The organism is Micromonospora sp. CCTCC AA 2012012 (genome assembly GCF_040499845.1).
GTDB lineage: Bacteria > Actinomycetota > Actinomycetes > Mycobacteriales > Micromonosporaceae > Micromonospora > Micromonospora mangrovi.
Window position 1 is genome coordinate 2,912,565 of the sequence record NZ_CP159342.1, and the last position, 20,449, is coordinate 2,933,013.

General features: G+C 69.8%; 15 protein-coding genes and 3 rRNA genes. 7 read left to right on the forward strand and 11 right to left on the reverse strand.

Translation table 11 applies throughout. The features are described 5' to 3' along the window. Positions 1-12: 12 nt before the first annotated feature. The gene (locus ABUL08_RS12575; RefSeq protein ID WP_350937688.1) at positions 13-276 is read right to left on the reverse strand and encodes a hypothetical protein; all 264 of its coding nucleotides are present in this window, start codon (positions 274-276) and stop codon (positions 13-15) included. Next, on the reverse strand, positions 273-857 hold the full coding sequence (locus ABUL08_RS12580; RefSeq protein WP_350937690.1) for a phasin family protein: 585 nt from the start codon (positions 855-857) through the stop codon (positions 273-275). The genes ABUL08_RS12575 and ABUL08_RS12580 overlap by 4 nt, the downstream gene beginning before the upstream one ends. Before the next feature lie 112 nt (positions 858-969). On the opposite strand from ABUL08_RS12580, the gene ABUL08_RS12585 reads away from it, so the two are divergent. Beyond that, positions 970-1,305 (forward strand): SCP2 sterol-binding domain-containing protein, encoded by a 336-nt coding sequence (locus ABUL08_RS12585; RefSeq protein ID WP_350937692.1) that lies wholly within the window; start codon positions 970-972, stop codon positions 1,303-1,305. Positions 1,306-1,312: 7 nt separating this feature from the next. Here the strand turns inward: ABUL08_RS12585 and ABUL08_RS12590 are convergent, their stop codons facing one another. Both ABUL08_RS12590 and ABUL08_RS12595 read right to left on the reverse strand, forming a co-directional pair. Then, the gene (locus ABUL08_RS12590; RefSeq protein ID WP_350937693.1) at positions 1,313-2,332 is read right to left on the reverse strand and encodes an HAD-IIA family hydrolase; all 1,020 of its coding nucleotides are present in this window, start codon (positions 2,330-2,332) and stop codon (positions 1,313-1,315) included. Continuing rightward, the gene (locus ABUL08_RS12595; RefSeq protein ID WP_350938601.1) at positions 2,329-3,357 is read right to left on the reverse strand and encodes a tetratricopeptide repeat protein; all 1,029 of its coding nucleotides are present in this window, start codon (positions 3,355-3,357) and stop codon (positions 2,329-2,331) included. The genes ABUL08_RS12590 and ABUL08_RS12595 overlap by 4 nt, the downstream gene beginning before the upstream one ends. Between ABUL08_RS12595 and ABUL08_RS12600 the strand changes: the two genes are divergently transcribed. Next, positions 3,259-5,292 (forward strand): hypothetical protein, encoded by a 2,034-nt coding sequence (locus tag ABUL08_RS12600; protein ID WP_350938952.1) that lies wholly within the window; start codon positions 3,259-3,261, stop codon positions 5,290-5,292. The two genes, ABUL08_RS12595 and ABUL08_RS12600, sit on opposite strands and share 99 nt — an antisense overlap. A 90-nt stretch (positions 5,293-5,382) precedes the next feature. Here ABUL08_RS12600 and rrf read toward each other — a convergent pair. The 4 genes from rrf to tyrS form a co-directional block, all read right to left on the reverse strand. Next, positions 5,383-5,499: ribosomal RNA gene (gene rrf / locus ABUL08_RS12605) — 5S ribosomal RNA — on the reverse strand. Positions 5,500-5,581: 82 nt separating this feature from the next. Then, positions 5,582-8,694: ribosomal RNA gene (locus ABUL08_RS12610) — 23S ribosomal RNA — on the reverse strand. 371 nt (positions 8,695-9,065) lie between these two features. After that, positions 9,066-10,580: ribosomal RNA gene (locus ABUL08_RS12615) — 16S ribosomal RNA — on the reverse strand. Together the 16S, 23S and 5S rRNA genes form the textbook arrangement of a ribosomal RNA operon. 606 nt (positions 10,581-11,186) lie before the next feature. Further along, complete coding sequence (gene tyrS / locus ABUL08_RS12620; RefSeq protein WP_350937695.1) at positions 11,187-12,470, reverse strand: tyrosine--tRNA ligase; 1,284 nt, start codon at positions 12,468-12,470, stop codon at positions 11,187-11,189. A gap of 106 nt (positions 12,471-12,576) precedes the next feature. Here tyrS and ABUL08_RS12625 point away from each other — a divergent pair, with 106 nt between their 5' ends. The 4 genes from ABUL08_RS12625 (at position 12,577) to ABUL08_RS12640 (ending at position 15,028) form a co-directional block, all read left to right on the forward strand. Next, positions 12,577-12,960: a PaaI family thioesterase gene (locus ABUL08_RS12625; RefSeq protein ID WP_350938603.1), complete on the forward strand. Its 384-nt coding sequence runs from the start codon at positions 12,577-12,579 to the stop codon at positions 12,958-12,960. Between the two features lie 157 nt (positions 12,961-13,117). Further along, positions 13,118-14,344, forward strand: a complete 1,227-nt coding sequence (locus tag ABUL08_RS12630) for an NRAMP family divalent metal transporter (protein ID WP_350937697.1) — start codon at positions 13,118-13,120, stop codon at positions 14,342-14,344. Further along, positions 14,341-14,721 carry a hypothetical protein gene (locus ABUL08_RS12635; RefSeq protein WP_350937699.1) on the forward strand — a complete coding sequence of 127 codons (381 nt, stop codon included), beginning with the start codon at positions 14,341-14,343 and terminating at the stop codon, positions 14,719-14,721. The genes ABUL08_RS12630 and ABUL08_RS12635 overlap by 4 nt, the downstream gene beginning before the upstream one ends. Then, the gene (locus ABUL08_RS12640) at positions 14,708-15,028 is read left to right on the forward strand and encodes a PRC-barrel domain containing protein (protein WP_350937700.1); all 321 of its coding nucleotides are present in this window, start codon (positions 14,708-14,710) and stop codon (positions 15,026-15,028) included. Before ABUL08_RS12635 ends, ABUL08_RS12640 begins: the two co-directional genes overlap by 14 nt. 17 nt (positions 15,029-15,045) lie before the next feature. Here the strand turns inward: ABUL08_RS12640 and ABUL08_RS12645 are convergent, their stop codons facing one another. The 3 genes from ABUL08_RS12645 to ABUL08_RS12655 all read right to left on the reverse strand — a co-directional run bounded on the left by ABUL08_RS12645 (position 15,046) and on the right by ABUL08_RS12655 (position 17,639). Next, positions 15,046-16,377, reverse strand: coding sequence for a hemolysin family protein (locus ABUL08_RS12645; RefSeq protein ID WP_350937702.1), 1,332 nt, complete (start codon positions 16,375-16,377; stop codon positions 15,046-15,048). A gap of 121 nt (positions 16,378-16,498) precedes the next feature. After that, complete coding sequence (locus tag ABUL08_RS12650) at positions 16,499-17,125, reverse strand: hypothetical protein (RefSeq protein WP_350937703.1); 627 nt, start codon at positions 17,123-17,125, stop codon at positions 16,499-16,501. 10 nt (positions 17,126-17,135) lie between these two features. Continuing rightward, positions 17,136-17,639, reverse strand: a complete 504-nt coding sequence (locus ABUL08_RS12655; protein WP_350937705.1) for a GNAT family N-acetyltransferase — start codon at positions 17,637-17,639, stop codon at positions 17,136-17,138. Between the two features lie 142 nt (positions 17,640-17,781). On the opposite strand from ABUL08_RS12655, the gene ppdK reads away from it, so the two are divergent. Then, positions 17,782-20,442: a pyruvate, phosphate dikinase gene (gene ppdK / locus ABUL08_RS12660; RefSeq protein ID WP_350937707.1), complete on the forward strand. Its 2,661-nt coding sequence runs from the start codon at positions 17,782-17,784 to the stop codon at positions 20,440-20,442. Positions 20,443-20,449: the final 7 nt, after the last annotated feature.

Genomic DNA, 20,449 nt, shown 5'->3' on the forward strand with positions numbered 1-20,449 from the left:
TCTCCGACTCGGTCAGGCCTGGTCGATGGTGGCCAGGGTCTCGCGCAGCGTGTCGTACGCCGCCTCGTACTGGGGGATCTGGTCGGCCGGCGACAGCGCGGCGGCGTTGGCCATGGCCTGGACGGCGGCGTCCACCGCCGGGTGCCGGGCGTCCTCGACGTCCTCGATCGACGGCGGCGGGCCGGGCCGGGCGCCCGACGGCGGCCCGGGACGCGGGCCGACGGGCGGGCCGGGACGGGCGCCGGGCGGTGGGCCGGGACGGAACGGCGTGCTCACCCGTCACCACCCGGCGACTGCCGGCGCGGCGCCGCCTTCTTCACCGGCCGGGACGGCGTGGCCGGGGACCCGTCGGCCGGGGTGCGGGACACGGTGGCCGGCGGCTTCTTCGCGATCGCCTTCTTCGCCACGGTCTTCTTCGCCACCGCGGTGGTGGGGGCCGGCGCGGGCACCGTCGGCGCCGCGGAGACCGGCCCGGTGGCCGGCGGCTGAGCGGTCGACGGGGTCGCCGCCGGCGCGGCGGAGACCGGCCCGGTGGCCGACGCGGTCGTGCCGGCTGACTTCGCCTCGCGGCGCTCCCGCTCCAGCTCGTGCACCCGGCGGGTCAGCTCGGCCACCTCGTCGGCGGTGGCCAGCCCGACCGCGCCGAGGGCCCGGTCCACCTCGAACCGGACCAGCTTGGTCAGCGCCTCCCGGTTCGCCGCGCCGGTGGAGAGCAGCTCCTCGGCCAACGCCTGGAGCTGGGCGGCGGTCGCGCCGCCCTGGCCCACCGCGCGACGCACCGCGTCCTGGGCCTTCTTCCGGGGCGCCTCCGTCAGGCCCATGGCCAGCTCAAGATAGGCGCGCCACGCGTCCTGCATGCCTGAGTCCTTCCGCGGGGCGGTGGTTGCGGGTCTCACGCTACCGGGCGCCCCCGACGGCCCATTGCGGTACGGTGCCGGGGAACGGCGTGGCGTGCGACGAGGAGACGATGTGGCCAGCGTGGACGAGTGCCGGCAGGCGTTGCGGGATCTGGCCGCCCGGCTGGACCGGCACGCCGAGATGCAGGGCAGGATCGATCTGGACCGGACGCTGGCCTGCCGGATCACCGACCTCGACACCGCGTTCCACGGCCGGATCGCCGGCGGGCGACTGGTCGACCTGACCGACGGCGACGACCCGAAGGCGAAGATCGCGCTGAGCACCACCAGCGACGACCTGGTCGCCCTGGTGCACGGTCAGCTCGACGTCGGCCGGGCGGTCACCTCTCGCCGCGTCTCCATCAAGGCCAACCCGTTCGACCTGATGAAGCTCCGCAAGCTGCTCTGAGCCGGCGTCAGGCCGCCAGGCCCAGCGCGGTGAGGGCCTCCGCCGCCCGCGGCGACGCCGCCCGCACCACCGGGCCCGCCGACGCGGCCCAGGCCACCGCGCAGAGCGCCGCCAGCGCGTCCAGCGGCCGACCCGCGCCGTCGAGCACCAGCTCGCCGTCGGTCACGGTGACCGACCAGCCGTCGACGTCCGGGGCACCCGGCACCCGCACCACCGCCGCCGGGTCGAAGAGCCCCGCCAGGTCCTGCGAGACGTACGTGGGACGGCGCGACTCCGGCGCGGCCAGCAGCTCCGCCACGTCGCTGACCCCGGTGAGCACCAGCAGACTGTCCAGCCCGGCCCGCCGGGCGCCCTCGATGTCGGTGTCCAGCCGGTCACCGACCACCAGGGAGCGCCCCCCGTCCGCCCGACGGGCGGCGGTGGCGAAGAGCGCCGGTTCGGGCTTGCCCACCACCACGTCCGGCTCCCGGTCCAGGGCGGTACGCAGCACCGCCACCAGGGAGCCGTTCCCGGGCAGCGGCCCTCGGCCACTGGGCAGGGTCCGGTCGGTGTTCGTGGCGTACCAGCGCGCGCCGGCCCGGACCGCCACCGACGCCTCGGCCAGCTCCACCCAGCCGACCTGCGGCCCGTACCCCTGGATTACCGCGGCCGGTTCCTCGTCGGCCAGGGTGACCGGGCGGAGGCCGACGGCGCTGATCTCGGCCCGCAGCGCCTCCGCCCCGACCACGAGCACCGCGGCGCCCGCGGGGAGCGCCTCCCGCAGCAGTTCGGCGGCCGCAGCGGCGGAGGTGAGCACCTCCTCCGGCCGGGCCGGCACGCCCATGCCGGTGAGCAGCTCGGCGACCTCGCTGGAGCGGCGCGAGGCGTTGTTCGTGGCGTACGCCACCGCCCGGCCCTCGGCGCGCAACCGGCCGACCGCGTCGACCGCGCCGGGGATCGGCCGGTCGATCAGATAGATCACCCCGTCCAGGTCGAAGACGACCAGGGTGTACCCGTCGACCAGCCGTTCCCCGGCGTGCGTACTCACCGCTGTCCGGCCTCCGGGTCACGGTCCGACCGGTCGGCGTGGTCGGCCGACGTACCGGCGGGGCGCTCGTCCGCCGACGCGGCGTCGGCCAGCGACTCCGCCCGGTCCTCGGTCAGCTCGTCGTCGGCGAGGTCGTCGCCGACCACGTCGTCCCGCTCGTCGTCCTCGTCGTCGTCAAGGTCGTCCGCACGGGCGTCGCCGTCGAGGTCGTCGTCCTCGTCGAGGTCGTCCTCGTCCTCGTCGTCGAGGTCGTCCTCGTCGTCGAAGTCGTCGTCGTCCTCGTCGAGGTCGTCGGCGTCGTCGGGCTCGCTGTCACCGCCGGTGAGCGAGGCGTCCGGCTGGGCCGGAACCGCGCCGGGCGTACCCGGTCCCGCGGTTGCCTCCTCCACCGGGAGCTCCTCGTCCTCGTCGTCGCCCTCGATCGACACGCCGTCGAGCTCGAGCAGCCGCTCGGCCGCATCCGTCTCGCCCTCGGAGTCCATGTCGGCGGCCCGGGAGAACCACTCCCGTGCCTCCTCGCGACGACCCACCGCCAGCAGCGCGTCCGCGTACGCGTAGCGCAGCCGGGCCGCCCACGGCTCGGACGAGTCGTTGGTCAGCTCAGGGACCTGGAGCATCGCCACGGCCGCGTCCTTCTGGCCGAGGTCGCCCCGGGCCCCGGCGGCGACGATCAGCAGCTCGATCGCCACGGCCTTGTCCAGCTTCGCCTGGTCGGCGCCGCGGAACAGGTCGATCGCCCGCTCCGGGCGTCCCAGCGCCCGCTCACAGTCGGCCAGCACCGCGAGGTGGCTCTGCAGCCCGCTCATCCGGTGGTAGGTGCGCAGCTCGGCGATCGCCGACTGCCACTCCCCCGCGTGGTACGCGGCCAGCCCGACCGCCTCCCGCACCGCCGCGATCCGGGACGCCAGCCGACGGGCCGCCAGCGCGTGCTCGAGCGCCAGCTCCGGGTCGTCGTCGATCAGCTGACCGGTGGCGACCAGGTGCCGGGCGACCTTCTCGGCCACCGGCTTGTTCAGCGAGAGCAGCTCGGCCCGGACGGCCGTGTCCAGGTCGGTCGCGACGATCTCGTCCGGCAGCACCGGACCGGTCGGGCGGTCGCCCTCGGGCCGGTCCGACCGGTCGTCCCCGCGCGGGCCGGCACCGTAGCCACGCCGGTCGCCGTCCCGCTCGGTACGCGGCCGGTCCTCGCCCCCGCGGTAGCCGCCCTCACGACGGTCACCGCCCTGGAAGCCACCCTCGCGGCGCTGCCCGCCGCCGAAGCCGCCCTCACGGCGCTCGCCGCCCCGGAAGCCACCCTCACGGTTGTCACCGCCACGGAAGCCACCCTCACGACGGTCACCGCCCTGGAAGCCACCCTCGCGGCGCTGCCCGCCGCCGAAGCCGCCCTCACGGCGCTCGCCGCCCCGGAAGCCACCCTCACGGGGACCGGATCGGAAGCCGCCCTCACGGTTGTCCCCGCCGCGGAAGCCACCCTCACGACGCTCACCGCCCTGGAAGCCACCCTCGCGGCGCTCACCGCCACGGAAGCCGCCCTCACGGCGATCGCCGCTGGGCGCGCCACCCTCGCGCGGACCGGACCGGAAGCCGCCCTCACGACGGTCGCCACCCCGGAACCCACCGTCACGGCGGTCACCGCCACGGAAGCCGCCCTCACGGGGCGCCTCACCGTCGCGGCGGAAGCCGCCCTCACGCGGGCCGGACCGGAAACCGCCTTCGCGGTTGTCCCCGCCGCGGAAGCCACCCTCGCGGCGGTCACCGCCCTGGAAACCGCCCTCGCGGCGCTCGCCACCCCGGAAACCGCCTTCGCGACGGTCGCCGCTGGGCGCGCCACCCTCACGCGGACCGGACCGGAAGCCACCCTCACGGCGGTCGCCGCCCCGGGAGCCGCCGTCGCGGTCGTCGCGGCGGAAGCCGCCCTCACGAGGACCGGACCGGAAACCACCCTCGCGGTTGTCCCCGCCACGGAAGCCACCCTCGCGACGCTCACCGCCCTGGAAGCCACCCTCACGACGCTGTCCGCCGCCGAAGCCGCCCTCACGGCGGTCGCCGCCACGGAAGCCGCCCTCGCGACGCTCACCGCTGGGCGCACCACCCTCGCGCGGACCGGACCGGAAGCCACCCTCACGGCGGTCGCCACCCCGGAAGCCACCCTCGCGGTTGTCCCCGCCCCGGAAGCCACCCTCGCGACGCTCACCGCTGGGCCCGCCACCGTCGCGCGGACCGGACCGGAAGCCACCCTCACGGCGGTCGCCACCCCGGAAGCCACCCTCACGGTTGTCCCCGCCGCGGAAGCCACCCTCGCGACGGTCACCGCCCTGGAAGCCACCCTCACGACGCTGTCCGCCGCCGAAGCCGCCCTCACGGCGGTCGCCGCCACGGAAGCCGCCCTCACGACGCTCACCGCTGGGCGCACCACCGTCGCGCGGACCGGACCGGAAACCGCCCTCACGACGGTCGCCACCCCGGAAGCCACCCTCACGGGGGGCCTCACCGTCGCGGCGGAACCCGCCCTCACGGGGACCCGACCGGAAACCACCCTCGCGGTTGTCCCCACCGCGGAAGCCACCCTCACGGCGGTCGCCGCCACGGAAGCCACCCTCGCGGTTGTCGCCACCACGGAAGCCGCCCTCGCGGGGGCCGGACCGGAAGCCGCCCTCACGGCGCTCACCGCCCCGGGAGCCGCCGTCGCGGTCGTCGCGGCGGAAGCCGCCCTCACGCGGGCCGGAGCGGAAACCACCCTCACGGCGGTCACCACCGCGGAACCCACCCTCGCGGGCACCGCCGGGGCGGAAGCCGCCCTCACGGCGGTCGCCGGCGGAGGCGCCACGCTCACCACCGGAGCGGTCGTCACGGCTGCCACGGTACGAGGGACGGTCGTGCCGGCGGGCGTCACCGCGCCCCTGCTGACGGTCGGACCGATCCTCGTAGCGGCGCGGACGATCTCCGCCCTGCGGTTCTGAACTCACAGGTACATCCTTCCTGATTGCGTCCCTAAGACGCTAACGCAGTCGAGGGCCGACCCAAATGGGGCGGCCCTCGACTGGAAGATTGTCCGGCGGTGTCCTACTCTCCCACACCCTCCCGAGTGCAGTACCATCGGCGCTGGAGGGCTTAGCTTCCGGGTTCGGAATGTGACCGGGCGTTTCCCCTCCGCCATGACCGCCGTAACTCTATGAACATGTCAAACACACCGGCACACACACGGGTGTTCGCTTGTTCAGAGTTGCACAGTGGACGCGTAGCAGCTTCGTAGTCAAGTCCTCGGCCTATTAGTACCGGTCAACTGAACCCGTTACCGGGCTTACATTTCCGGCCTATCAACCCAGTCGTCTAGCTGGGGGCCTTACCCCACCAAAGGTGGGTGGGATACCTCATCTTGAAGCGAGCTTCCCGCTTAGATGCTTTCAGCGGTTATCCCTTCCGAACGTAGCTAACCAGCCGTGCCCCTGGCGGGACAACTGGCACACCAGAGGTTCGTCCGTCCCGGTCCTCTCGTACTAGGGACAGCCCTTCTCAAGTATCCTACGCGCACGGCGGATAGGGACCGAACTGTCTCACGACGTTCTAAACCCAGCTCGCGTACCGCTTTAATGGGCGAACAGCCCAACCCTTGGGACCTGCTACAGCCCCAGGATGCGACGAGCCGACATCGAGGTGCCAAACCATCCCGTCGATATGGACTCTTGGGGAAGATCAGCCTGTTATCCCCGGGGTACCTTTTATCCGTTGAGCGACACCGCTTCCACTCGCAAGTGCCGGATCACTAGTCCCGACTTTCGTCCCTGCTCGACCTGTCAGTCTCACAGTCAAGCTCCCTTGTGTACTTGCACTCAACACCTGATTGCCAACCAGGCTGAGGGAACCTTTGGGCGCCTCCGTTACCCTTTAGGAGGCAACCGCCCCAGTTAAACTACCCACCAGACACTGTCCCTGAACCGGATAACGGTCCGAAGTTAGATACCCAAATCAACCAGAGTGGTATTTCAAGATTGCCTCCACCCATACTGGCGTATGGACTTCACCGGCTCCCACCTATCCTACACAAGCTAATTCGGATACCAATGTCAAGCTATAGTAAAGGTCCCGGGGTCTTTCCGTCCTGCCGCGCGTAACGAGCATCTTTACTCGTAATGCAATTTCGCCGGGCCTGTGGTTGAGACAGTGGGGAAGTCGTTACGCCATTCGTGCAGGTCGGAACTTACCCGACAAGGAATTTCGCTACCTTAGGATGGTTATAGTTACCACCGCCGTTTACTGGCGCTTAAGTTCTCCGCTTCGCCCCGAAGAGCTAACAGGTCCCCTTAACGTTCCAGCACCGGGCAGGCGTCAGTCCATATACATCGAATTACTTCTTCGCATGGACCTGTGTTTTTAGTAAACAGTCGCTTCCCCCTGCTCTCTGCGGCCATACAACGCTCCACCCGCGCGGGGCTTCACGTCTCCGGCCCCCCTTCTCCCTAAGTTACGGGGGCAATTTGCCGAGTTCCTTAACCACAGTTCGCCCGATCGCCTCGGTATTCTCTACCTGACCACCTGTGTCGGTTTGGGGTACGGGCCGCTAAGAACTCGCTAGAGGCTTTTCTCGGCAGCATAGGATCACTGACTTCACCTGAATCGGCTCGGCATCACGTCTCAGCCTCCATGCACCGCGGATTTGCCTACGGTACGGCCTACACGCTTACCCCGGCACAACCACCGGCCGGGCTCAGCTACCTTCCTGCGTCACCCCATCGCTTGACTACTACCCGCCAGGTTCCCACGCTCCCCAACCTTGACCCGAAGGTCGCCGCTGGTTTGGGTGGTTAGCACAACGAGGTTCGTCAGGGTCGCTCTTTCGCGGGTACGGGAATATCAACCCGTTGTCCATCGACTACGCCTCTCGGCCTCGCCTTAGGTCCCGACTCACCCAGGGCGGATTAGCCTGGCCCTGGAACCCTTGGTCATCCGGCGGAAGGGTTTCTCACCCTTCTTTCGCTACTCATGCCTGCATTCTCACTCGTGCCGCGTCCACAACTAGGTCACCCCGTTGCTTCACCCCCGGCACGACGCTCCCCTACCCATCCACACACCTGCACAAGGAATCAAGTCCAAGCGAGGTTGAAATGTGAATGCCACAGCTTCGGCGGTGTGCTTGAGCCCCGCTACATTGTCGGCGCGGAACCACTTGACCAGTGAGCTATTACGCACTCTTTAAAGGGTGGCTGCTTCTAAGCCAACCTCCTGGTTGTCTATGCGACCCCACATCCTTTTCCACTTAGCACACGCTTAGGGGCCTTAGCTGGTGATCTGGGCTGTTTCCCTCTCGACTACGAAGCTTATCCCCCGCAGTCTCACTGCCGCGCTCTCACTTACCGGCATTCGGAGTTTGGCTGATTTCGGTAAGCTTGTGGGCCCCCTAGACCATCCAGTGCTCTACCTCCGGCAAGAAACACGCGACGCTGCACCTAAATGCATTTCGGGGAGAACCAGCTATCACGGAGTTTGATTGGCCTTTCACCCCTAACCACAGGTCATCCCCCAACTTTTCAACGTTGGTGGGTTCGGCCCTCCACGCGGTCTTACCCGCGCTTCAGCCTGCCCATGGCTAGATCACTCCGCTTCGGGTCTAGAGCATGCGACTGAATACGCCCTATTCAGACTCGCTTTCGCTACGGCTCCCCCACACGGGTTAACCTCGCCACATGCCACTAACTCGCAGGCTCATTCTTCAAAAGGCACGCCGTCACCCCGCAAGGCTCCGACGGATTGTAGGCGAACGGTTTCAGGTACTATTTCACTCCCCTCCCGGGGTACTTTTCACCATTCCCTCACGGTACTCGTCCGCTATCGGTCACCAGGAAGTATTTAGGCTTACCAGGTGGTCCTGGCAGATTCACGGCAGATTTCAGGGGTCCGCCGCTACTCGGGAACACCCACAGAAGGTCAGCAACTTTCACGTACCGGACTATCACCGTCTACGGTTGGCTTTTCCACACCATTCGGCTAGCCACTGACTTTGTAACTCCTCGAGCGCATGTCAGTACACTCAGCGGGGTCCCACAACCCCGACCACGCAACCCCTGACAGGTATCACACGCAGCCGGTTTAGCCTCAATCCGCTTTCGCTCGCCACTACTCACGGAATCACTAAATTTGTTTTCTCTTCCTACGGGTACTGAGATGTTTCACTTCCCCGCGTTCCCCCCATACACCCTATGTGTTCAGGTGCAGGTGACACCACATGACTGGTGCCGGGTTCCCCCATTCGGACACCCTGGGATCACAGCTTGGTTGACAGCTCCCCCAGGCCTATCGCGGCCTCCCACGTCCTTCATCGGCTCCTGGTGCCAAGGCATCCACCGTTCGCCCTTGACAACTTGACCACAAAGATGCTCGCGTCCACTGTGCAATTCTCAACAAACGACCAACCCACAACCCGAACTGCCCCACACCAGCACCACCACAGTGATCGGTATGCGAGGCCAGGCCATGCCTGGCAGACTCCCGAAGCTTCCGCCTCGGACAAGTCTCTGAAAGACAACCGATGGTTGTTCTTTCAGGACCCAACAGGGTGCTTTACGCCTTTCCTCAGCCGCATCCAGGACATCCGTTCCCACCACCGAAGTGGCTGTACTAGGCGCCCCCGACCGTTGCCGAGAACAAACTGGCCAGTGTCTCCGCCATCTGAGCACCCCGACCCGACATTCGCGGGCCGCGGGCTCCATGCCGTCTTTCGACGGATGGTGCTCCTTAGAAAGGAGGTGATCCAGCCGCACCTTCCGGTACGGCTACCTTGTTACGACTTCGTCCCAATCGCCAGCCCCACCTTCGACGGCTCCCTCCACAAGGGTTGGGCCACCGGCTTCGGGTGTTGCCGACTTTCGTGACGTGACGGGCGGTGTGTACAAGGCCCGGGAACGTATTCACCGCAGCGTTGCTGATCTGCGATTACTAGCGACTCCGACTTCACGGGGTCGAGTTGCAGACCCCGATCCGAACTGAGACCGGCTTTTTGGGATTCGCTCCACCTCACGGTATCGCAGCCCATTGTACCGGCCATTGTAGCATGCGTGAAGCCCTGGACATAAGGGGCATGATGACTTGACGTCATCCCCACCTTCCTCCGAGTTGACCCCGGCAGTCTTCGATGAGTCCCCGCCATAACGCGCTGGCAACATCGAACGAGGGTTGCGCTCGTTGCGGGACTTAACCCAACATCTCACGACACGAGCTGACGACAGCCATGCACCACCTGTGACCGCCCCCGAAGGACCCCCCATCTCTGGAGGTTTTGCGGCCATGTCAAACCCAGGTAAGGTTCTTCGCGTTGCATCGAATTAATCCGCATGCTCCGCCGCTTGTGCGGGCCCCCGTCAATTCCTTTGAGTTTTAGCCTTGCGGCCGTACTCCCCAGGCGGGGCGCTTAATGCGTTAGCTGCGGCACAGGGAACCGGAGAGGCCCCCCACACCTAGCGCCCAACGTTTACAGCGTGGACTACCAGGGTATCTAATCCTGTTCGCTCCCCACGCTTTCGCTCCTCAGCGTCAGTATCGGCCCAGAGACCCGCCTTCGCCACCGGTGTTCCTCCTGATATCTGCGCATTTCACCGCTACACCAGGAATTCCAGTCTCCCCTACCGAACTCTAGCCTGCCCGTATCGACCGCAGGCTTGGGGTTGAGCCCCAAGTTTTCACGGTCGACGCGACAAGCCGCCTACGAGCTCTTTACGCCCAATAAATCCGGACAACGCTCGCGCCCTACGTCTTACCGCGGCTGCTGGCACGTAGTTGGCCGGCGCTTCTTCTGCAGGTACCGTCACTTACGCTTCGTCCCTGCTGAAAGAGGTTTACAACCCGAAGGCCGTCATCCCTCACGCGGCGTCGCTGCATCAGGCTTCCGCCCATTGTGCAATATTCCCCACTGCTGCCTCCCGTAGGAGTCTGGGCCGTGTCTCAGTCCCAGTGTGGCCGGTCGCCCTCTCAGGCCGGCTACCCGTCGTCGCCTTGGTAGGCCATCACCCCACCAACAAGCTGATAGGCCGCGAGCCCATCCCAGGCCGAAAAACTTTCCACCAAACGCCATGCGGCATAAGGTCATATCCGGTATTAGCCCCCGTTTCCGAGGGTTATCCCAAAGCCTGGGGCAGGTTACTCACGTGTTACTCACCCGTTCGCCGCTCGAGTACCCCGAAGGGCCTTTCCGCTCGACTTGCATGTGTTAAGCACGCCGCCAGCGTTCGTCCTGAGCCAGGATCAAACTCTCCAACAAAAACTTGTTGAAAAACTGTCCCGGCAACAAAATGTTGCCAAAGGAATCCCCACCAGCCAGACAAAAGCCTGACCAGTGCGGGGTATAAAACAATTGGCACTGGCTTATCAAGCACCCTGTTGAGTTCTCAAAGAACAACCACACATCGCCGGAAGCTCCACATTCGCGGAACCCCGTCCGGGGCATTTCATTCGTCTCGCACCCGCCGCTCTCGCGCCAGGCACTTTTACTACGTTACCCGGTGGTTTCCGCCGCGTCAAACCGCTCTGTAGCGATCCGCGCCACTTCGACCCGATTCCGGGCGCCACGATTCAGACCGGCTTTCGCCGCTCTCCCTCGTGGCTTCCGGCAGGCCGGCCGCTGCGGTCTCCCGCATGCTCGCCCGTTTCCCTGCCGGCGTTGAACCTTACCCGGTCGGTTCCGCCTCGCCAAATCCGCCTCGCGGCGAATCCGGGGCACCACCCGGAGGTCCACTCCCGCGCTCCGGCCTCGCAGGCTCTTTGGCCTGTTTCGTCCGTTCCGCGCTGGCAGAGAGAAAGTTACGCCCCCGGGGAGTTGATCGTCAAATTCCCCGGGGGCGTCCCGCGTCACATCGCTCTCAACGCGTCATTTCCGCAGCTCAACGCCCGCGAAGGAGCGCTTGCCCCGCCGCAGCACCAGGTAGCGGCCGTGCAGCAGGTCGGTCGGCGCGACGGTCGCGTCCGCCTCGGTGACCCGGGTGTTGTTCACGTAGGCCCCGCCCTCGGCGATGACCCGGCGGGCCTCCTTCATGCTCGGCACCAGACCCGACTCCTTGAGCAGCCCGGCGACGTCGGGCAGTTCGGTGAGGTGGACCAGACCCGCCTCGGTGAGCGCGGCGCGCAGCGTCTCCGGGGCCAGGTCGTCCAACGACCCACGGCCGAAGAGCGCCTGACTCGCCGCGACCGCCTGGGCCATCTCCCGCTCGCCGTGCACCAGCGTGGTGAGCTCCTCGGCCAGGGCCCGCTGGGCGAGGCGGGCCGCCGGGCGCTCCGCGGTCTCCTTCTCCAGCGCCTCCAGTTCCTCCCGGGAACGGAAGCTGAAGTAGCGCAGGTAGCGGGTGACGTCGCGGTCGTCGGCGTTGACCCAGAACTGGTAGAACGCGTACGGGCTGGTCATCTCCGGGTCGAGCCAGACCGCGCCGCCCTCGGTCTTGCCGAACTTGGTGCCGTCGGACCGGGTGACCAGCGGCGTGGTGAACGCCTGGACCGGCCCGGCACCCCGCCGGCGGACGTAGTCGACGCCGGCGGTGATGTTGCCCCACTGGTCCGAGCCGCCGTACTGGAGCTGGCAGCCGTGCCGGCGGTGCAGCTCGAAGAAGTCGTTGGCCTGGAGCAGCTGGTAGCTGAACTCGGTGAAGCTGATGCCGGTCTCCAGCCGGGCCTTGACCACCTCGCGGGCCAGCATCTTGTTCACCGGGAAGTGCTTGCCGACGTCGCGCAGGAACTCCACCACCGACATCTCGCCGGTCCAGTCCAGGTTGTTGACCAGTTGGGCCGCGTTCTCCCCGGTGTACGACACGAACGGCGAGAGCTGGTCACGGATGCGCTGGACCCAGCCGGCGACCACCTCGGGCGGGTTGAGGGTCCGCTCGGCGCTCTCCTTCGGGTCGCCGATCTGGCCGGTGGCGCCGCCGACGAGCAGCAACGGCCGGTGCCCGGCGAGCTGGAGCCGGCGGGCCGTGGTGACCTGCATGAGATGGCCGACGTGCAGGCTCGGGGCGGTCGGGTCAAAGCCCACATAGAAGGTGGCGCTCCCGCCGTCGAGCAGCGCGCGCAGCTCGTCGAGGCCGGTCGAGTCCTGGATCAGGCCCCGCCACCGCAGGTCTTCGGTCAGGGAGTCCCGCCCGTGCGGGAGGTTGCTGTCGGTCACGGTCACCGATTGTCCCCCATCGCGGGGCGCGGACCGTACCGGGTTTGCCGGCGGCGGGGCGGCTAGGCTGGCGCTCCGCACACCGCGAGGAGGAACTGCCGTGGAGATGCCGGACGTGACCGGGGGCTTCGTCGAGCTGCTCGGCCTCCAGTTCGACGAGGTCAGCGGGGAGAAGGTGGTCATCCGCTGGCGGGTCCGCCCGGAGCTGCACCAGCCCTTCGGCATCCAGCACGGCGGCGTCTACTGCTCGGTCGTGGAGACGGCGGCCAGCGTCGGTGGCGCGCTGTGGCTGGGCGACAAGGGCCAGGTCGTCGGCGTGGCCAACCAGACGGACTTCCTGCGGGCGGTCCGCGAGGGTGAGCTGACCGCGGTGGGCACGCCGATCCACCAGGGGCGCAGCCAGCAGCTCTGGCAGGTGGAGATCGCGGACGAGGCCGGCCGGCTGGTCTCCCGCGGCCAGGTCCGGCTGCAGAACCTCACCGACGCCTGACCCGTCCACCAGATCCGGCCGCCGGCCGGCCGTCGGGTCGGACCGACACCGCCGGGCCGAACGAGGACAGCGCCCGGCCAGCTGCGTGATTCGGCGGAAAAGGGTACCCCAGCGCCGATATCGTCGCGTCGATGACACCCTCCGATCCGCCGCCGCCGTGAGGAAGCTGCTCGCCGCCACGCTGGGCGTGCTCTCCGCCATCGGCGGCTTCGTCGACATCGGCGATCTGGTGGCGGCGAGTCAGGCCGGGGCGCGCTTCGGCATGGCCCACGCCTGGGTGCTGCTGGTCGGGGTGCTCGGCATCTGCGCGTACGCGGAGATGGCCGGACGGATCGCGGCGGTGAGCGGCCGGGCGGTGTTTGACCTGGTCCGCGAGCGGTTGGGGCCGCGACTGGCACTGCTCAACCTGGTCGCCTCCTACCTGGTCACGGTGATCACCCTGGCCGCGGAGCTGGGCGGGGTGGCGCTGGCGCTGCAACTGGCCTCCGGGGTGAGCTACCTGCTCTGGGTGCCGGTGGCCGCGCTCGCGGTCTGGCTGGTGCTGTGGCGGATGCGCTTCGAGCTGATGGAACGGGTCTTCGGTCTGGCCGGGCTGGCGCTGCTGGTCTTCGCGGTGGCGCTGCTCGCGCTGCCGACCGACTGGGGACGGCTCGGCCAGCAGGCGTTGCAGGTCAGCGCCGCCGGGCACGGCTGGGGCACCTACTGGTTCGTGGCGGTGGCGCTCTTCGCCTCCACGGTCAGCCCCTACGAGGTGTTCTTCTTCTCCTCCGGCGGGGTGGAGGAGAACTGGAGTGCCGCCGACCTGGCCGACGCGCGGTCCAACGTGCTGATCGGTTTTCCGGTGGGCGGCTTCCTGGCGCTGTCGCTGATCGCCACGGCCGCCGTGGTCTACCACCCCGGCGGGACGTCCCTGCAGACGTTGGACCAGGTGGCGCGGCCGGTGGTGCTGGCGTTCGGCGGGATCGGCCTGGCCGTGGCGGTGCTGGCGTTCTTCGCGGTGACCTTCGGCGCCGCGCTGGAGACCGGCATCTCGGCGGCGTACGCCGCGTCGCAGTACTTCGGCTGGCAGTGGGGCAAGCGGGTCAGCCCGCGCGAGGCGGCCCGGTTCCACAGCGTCCTGCTGGTCAGCGTGCTGGCCGGGATGCTGCTGCTGATGACGACCGTCGACCCGGTCGCGCTCACCGAGTACATGCTGGTCCTGAGCGCGGTGGTGCTGCCGCTGACGTACCTGCCGATCCTGGTGGTGGCGAACGACCGGACGTATCTGGGTGACCGGGTGAACGGGCGGTGGAACAACCTGCTCGGGGCGGTGTTCCTGCTGCTCATCGTCGTCGCGTCGGTGGCGGCGATCCCCCTGGCGATCGTGACGGGGATGGGGCGGTGAGGATCCAGCTCGGCAAGCGGCTGCTCGACCGGCAGATCGTCGACCGCGACGGTCGGCTGATCGGCCGGGTCGACGACATCGGGTTCGCCGTCGACGCCGACGGCTTCCCGTACGTGGACTGCCTGCTGACCGGGCAGGGGGCGCTCGGGCAGCGGATCGGTGGCCGGGTCGGGCGGCTGCTGGTCGCCGTCGCCGACCGGTTCGTCGACGACCCGCCGGTGCCGCCGGTGCGGATCCCGCTCGCCCTGGTCGACCGGCTGGACAGCGTGGTGCGGCTACGGGTGGGGGCGGCGGAGCTGCCGCCGTCACCGGTGGAGTCGTGGCTGCGCCGGCACCTCATCGACCGGATCCCGGGAGCCAACCGTGCGAGCGGGTGAGCTGCTCGGGCGGACCGCGTACGACCTGCACGGCCGGCGGCTCGGGCGGGTGGTGGACGTGGTGGTGCGGGGCGGTTTCCCGCCGGCGACGTTCCGGCTGACCGACGTGATCGTCGCCGGGCACTGGTGGACCCGGGTGACCGGGCGGCTGATCGGGCCGGAGCTGCACCCGGCGGGCCCGTGGCTGCTGCGCGCGACGGCGCGGCTGCTGGGGCGCAGCACCCGTCAGCTCCCCGTCGACCAGGTGCGCCTGCATCCCCCGGTGCCCGACTTCCCGTTCGGCACGCCCCGCCCCGACCGGCTCTGACCCCGCGGGCCGCCGGCTCAGCTGCGGGCCTCGTCCAGCACCGGCAGGTCGGTGTCGTCGGCGGCGTCGCCCTCGGCCGGGGCGTCGCGGCGGATCCGCACCTCGCTGATCGCGTGGTGGTCGATGTCGGCGACGACCAGCTGCCAGCCGTCCATGGTGACGCTCTCCCCCGCCACGGTGGGGATGTGCCCGAGGCAGGTGAGCACCAGCCCGGCGACGGTGGTGTAGTCGCCGGCCGGCCGACCGGGCAGCTCCACCCGCAGGTTCGGCAGGTCGTGCACGGGGAAGGTGCCGGGCAGCACCAGCGCGCCGTCGGGCTCGGTGCGTACCGAGCTGAGATCCCGGTCGGTCTCGTCGTAGATCTCGCCGACGATCTCCTCGAGGATGTCCTCCAGGGTGACGATCCCGTCGACCGCGCCCCGCTCGTCGACGACCAGGGCGATGTGCTGCCGCTCCGCTTTGAACTGGCGCAGCGCGTCCACCACCGGCAGCGAGTCGGGCAGCAGCATGGGCGGGCGGGCGATCTCGTCGACCGGTCGGTCGTCCGGCACGCCGACCAGGTCGCGCAGGTGGATCACGCCGACCGCCTCGTCCAGGCCGCCGTGCCGGACCACCGGGGCCCGGGAGTGGCCGGTGGCGGCGAGGACCAGCCGGGCGGCCTCCGCGGTGGTCCCGCTGTCGAGCGTGAAGACCTGCAACCGGGGTACGAGCACCGCCCGCAGCTGCCGGTCGGCGATCTCCACCGCACCGGCGATGATGGTCCGCTGCTCCTTGGTGAAGCCGTGGTTGCCGGCGACGATGTCGCGCAGCTCGTCCGGGCCGATCTCGTCGGGCTGGTGCTTCGGGTTCAGGCCGAACAGGCGTACCACCAGGTCACTGGTGGCGCCCAGCGCCCAGACGGCGGGCCGGGTGAAGGTGGCCAGCAGGTCCAGCGGCTTGGCGACCATGAGCGCCCACCGCTCGGCGGACTGCATGGCGATCCGCTTCGGGGCCAGCTCACCGAAGACCAGCGTGACGAAGGTCAGCGCCAGGGTCACCACCACGATCGCGACCGTCTCGGCGGCGTCGCCGAAGAACCCGAGCAGCGGGATCAGCGGCTTCGCCAGGGAGACCGCCGCCGCGGCGGAGGCCAGGAAGCCGGCGAGGGTGATGCCGATCTGGATGGTGGCGAGGAACCGGTTCGGGTCCTTGGCGAGCCGGGCGAGGGTGCGGCCGGCACGGCTGGTGCGCTCCAGGCGCTGGAGCTGGCTCTCCCGCAACGACACCAGCGCCATCTCGCTGCCGGCGAAGACCGCGTTGACGATGACCAGGACTCCGACCAGGGCCAGTTGGCTCCAGTAGCTCTGCACGCCCGGTTCTCTCCCTCACGCGGCCGGCACCGGCCGACCGGCCGACGCCGCCGACCGGAGGACCCGGTCGGCGTAGGCCCCTCTGTGCCCCGTGGAGGGGTCGCGCAATCCTCCCCGCGGGTCAGGCCGGCGCGGGCAGGTCGAGCACGTACGCGTCACCCTCCGGGCGGAAGCCCAGCCGGTGGTAGTACGGGGCGACCATGCCCGGCGGGCTGACCACGCGACGGAACCCGCGGTCGGTGAAGAGGCTGCTGCGCCGGTAGACGAACTCGCCCGGGGTGAAGTCGCGGAACCGCTGGGTCACGTAGTCGAGGTCGATCTGGGCGACCCCGCCGGCCTCGGCGTGCGACACCACCACCCCGACCACCTCGTCGGCGCGGACCACCAGGAACGCCGACCGCCGCCCGTCGCCGGGCGTCCAGCGGAAGTCCGGGTTGAACCGGGCGATGTCGGCGGCGTGCACGCGCAGGGTGTGGGCGAGGAACGCGTCGTCGGTGCCCACCTCGACGACCTGGTAGGTCTCGTCGTCGTGCCGGGTGGCCAGCATCTTCCGCAGGTACCACACGTTGATCACGGCCAGCACCACGTTGAGCCCGACCATCGGCCAGACGTGCACGGCGGCGTTGTAGCCGATCAGGATCAGACAGCCGACCAGGTTGAGCGCGCGCAGGCGCAGGATGCGCGTCTGCAACAGGGACCAGACCAGCAGCGCGGAGCCGGCCCAGCCGACGAGTTCCAGCCAATTCACCCTGGGGAGACTAGTGGTCGTGCTGGTCAGCCGACCCGGCGGGCAACTCCAGCACCCACTCCTGCACCTCGGTGCCCCGGCCGTGGGCGTACCCGGAGTCCTCGCCGACCACGACGAAGCCGCACTTGCGCAGCACGGCGAGGGAGGCGCGGTTGTCCTTGGCGGCGCGGGCGTGCACCGGCCGCTGCGGCACCTCGCGCAGCAGCGCGGTCAGCGCGGCGGTGGCGTGACCGCGACCCCACCGGCGCGGGTCGATCCAGTAGCTCACCTCGGTCTGCTCGTCGACCGGGAAGGCCGCGACGTAGCCGACCACCTCGTCGCCGGCCAGCACGGTGCGGTTGACGATCCGCGGGTCGGCGCGGATCCGCGCCCAGTGCGCGTCGAAGGCGGCCCGGTCGGCCGGGTCGGCGGGGCCGAAGGCGGCCATCCAGTTCGCCTCCGGGTCCTGCTGGTGGGCGAAGAAGGCGGACAGGTCCTCGTCGCGTACCGGCCGCAGCCGCAGCTCACTGGTCACGGCCGGAGGATACGTCTGCGCACCGACACGATCGGGACCTCTGGCCCGGTCGGCGTCCCGTCCGGCCCTGCCGGCCGGTGCCCGCCGGTTGCTACCAACGAGGGGACGGGGGTCGAGCGGTAGCGGAGCGGAGGCCGGGACCATGCCCAAGTACGTCTACGACTTCATCGAGGGTGACCGGAGCAGGGCCGACCTGCTCGGCGGCAAGGGCGCGAACCTCGCCGAGATGACCCGGCTGGGGCTGCCCGTCCCGCCCGGCTTCACCGTCAGCACCGACGCCTGCCGGGCGTTCCTGGCCGCCGGGTCGCCTCCGGCCGGGCTCTTCGAGGAGGTGACCGCCCACCTGCGGCAGGTCGAGGCCAAGCTGAACCGGTGGCTCGGCGACCCGCACGACCCGCTGCTGCTGGCGGTCCGCTCCGGCGGGCGCTACTCGATGCCCGGGATGATGGAGACGATCCTCGACATCGGGCTCAACGACGCCACCGTCGGCGGGCTCGCCGCGCGTCTCGGTGACGAGCGGTTCGCCTGGGACTCGTACCGCCGGTTGATCCAGATGTTCGGCCGGACCGTGTACGGGGTGCCCACCGACGAGTTCGAGCGGGAACTGGCGGCGCTGCGCGCCACCGCCGGGGCCGGCGGGCCGAACGCCGGGCAGCTGCGGGACCTGGTCGAGACGTACAAGAAGATCTTCCTGCGGCACGTCGGGCACGACTTCCCGCAGGCCCCGCACGAGCAGCTCTTCCTGGCCGTCCGCGCGGTCTTCGAGTCGTGGAACTCGGAGCGGGCCCGGCTGTACCGGCGGCAGGAGCACATCCCGGACGACCTGGGCACCGCGGTCAACGTGATGGCGATGGTCTTCGGCAACCTCGGCCCCGACTCCGGCACCGGCGTGGCGTTCACCCGCGACCCGGCCACCGGCGCGCCCGGCGTGTACGGCGACTACCTGGCCGACGCCCAGGGCGAGGACGTGGTGGCCGGCATCCGCAACACCGTCCCGCTGCCCGAGCTGGAACGCCTCGACCCGGTCAGCTTCCACCGGCTGCTGGAGATCATGACCACCCTGGAGCGGCACTACCGGGACCTGTGCGACATCGAGTTCACCATCGAACGCGGGAAGCTGTGGATGTTGCAGACCCGGGTCGGCAAGCGCACCGCCGCGGCGGCGTTCGTGATCGCCGGGCAGCTCGTGGACGAGGGCCTGATCACTCTCGACGAGGCGCTGCTGCGGGTCACCGGCGGGCAGCTCGCCCAGCTGATGTTCCCCGCCTTCGACCCGGCCGCGGCGCCCGCGCCGCTGGCCGCCGGGGTGGGCGCCTCCCCCGGCGCCGCCGTCGGACGGGTGGTCTTCGACTCGGCCGCCGCCGCGGCGGCCACCGACCCGGTGATCCTGGTCCGCCGGGAGACCAACCCCGACGACCTGCCCGGCATGATCGCCGCGCAGGGGGTGCTCACCTCGCGGGGCGGGAAGACCTCGCACGCCGCCGTGGTGGCCCGGGGCATGGGCCGGACCTGCGTCTGCGGCGCGGACGCGCTCGACATCGACCCCGACCGCGGCGAGTTCACCGTCGGCGACCGGGTGGTCCGGGCCGGCGACGTCATCTCGATCGACGGCACCACCGGCCGGATCTATCCCGGCGAGGTCCCGGTGCAGCCCTCCCCGGTGGCCCGTTACCTCGCCGGCGAGCTGAGCCCCGAGGCGGACCCGCTGGTCGCGGCCGTGCACCGGCTGCTCGGCCACGCCGACCAGGTCCGCAAGCTGGGCGTACGGGCGAACGCCGACACCCCGGACGACGCCCGCCGGGCGCACCGGTTCGGCGCCACCGGCATCGGGCTGTGCCGCACCGAGCACATGTTCCTCGGCGAACGGCGGGAGCTGGTGGAGCGGCTGATCCTGGCCGACGGCCCGGACGAGCTGACCGCCGCGCTGGACGCGCTGCTGCCGTTGCAGCGGGCCGACTTCGTCGGCATCCTCGCCGCGATGAACGGGCTGCCGGTGACCATCCGGCTGCTCGACCCGCCGCTGCACGAGTTCCTGCCGCCGCTGGCGGAGCTGACCGCGCGGGTGGCCCGCGCCGAGGCGCTCGGTCGGGACCCCGGCCGGGACGCGACGCTGCTGGCGGCGGTCCGCCGGATGCACGAGGCCAACCCGATGCTCGGACTGCGCGGGGTGCGACTCGGCCTGGTGGTGCCCGGACTCTTCGCCATGCAGGTCCGGGCGGTCGCCGAGGCGGCGGCGCAGCGGATCCGGGCCGGCGGCGACCCCCGGCCGGAGATCATGGTGCCGCTCGTCGGCGACGTGCGGGAGCTGGCCGCGGTGCGGGACGAGGCGGAACGGGTCCTCGCGACGGTCGACGGCGCGCCGGAGATCCCGATCGGCACGATGATCGAGGTGCCGCGGGCGGCGCTCACCGCCGGGGAGATCGCCGCCGAGGCGCACTTCTTCTCGTTCGGCACCAACGACCTCACCCAGACCGCCTGGGCGTTCTCCCGCGACGACGTCGAGGGCTCGTTCTTCAGCACCTATCTGGAGCGCGGCATCTTCCCGGTGTCGCCGTTCGAGACGATCGACGCGCGGGGCGTCGGGCGGCTGATCCGGCTGGCCGTGGCGGAGGGCCGGGCAGCCCGCCCCGAGCTGACCATCGGGGTGTGCGGGGAGCACGGCGGCGACCCGGACTCGGTGGCCTTCTTCGCCGAGGCGGGCCTGGACTACGTCTCCTGCTCGCCGTACCGGGTGCCGATCGCCCGGCTGGCAGCCGGGCGGGCCGCCGTCGAACCCACCACCGGCACGTCCGACTCCCGTTAGGAGGGCA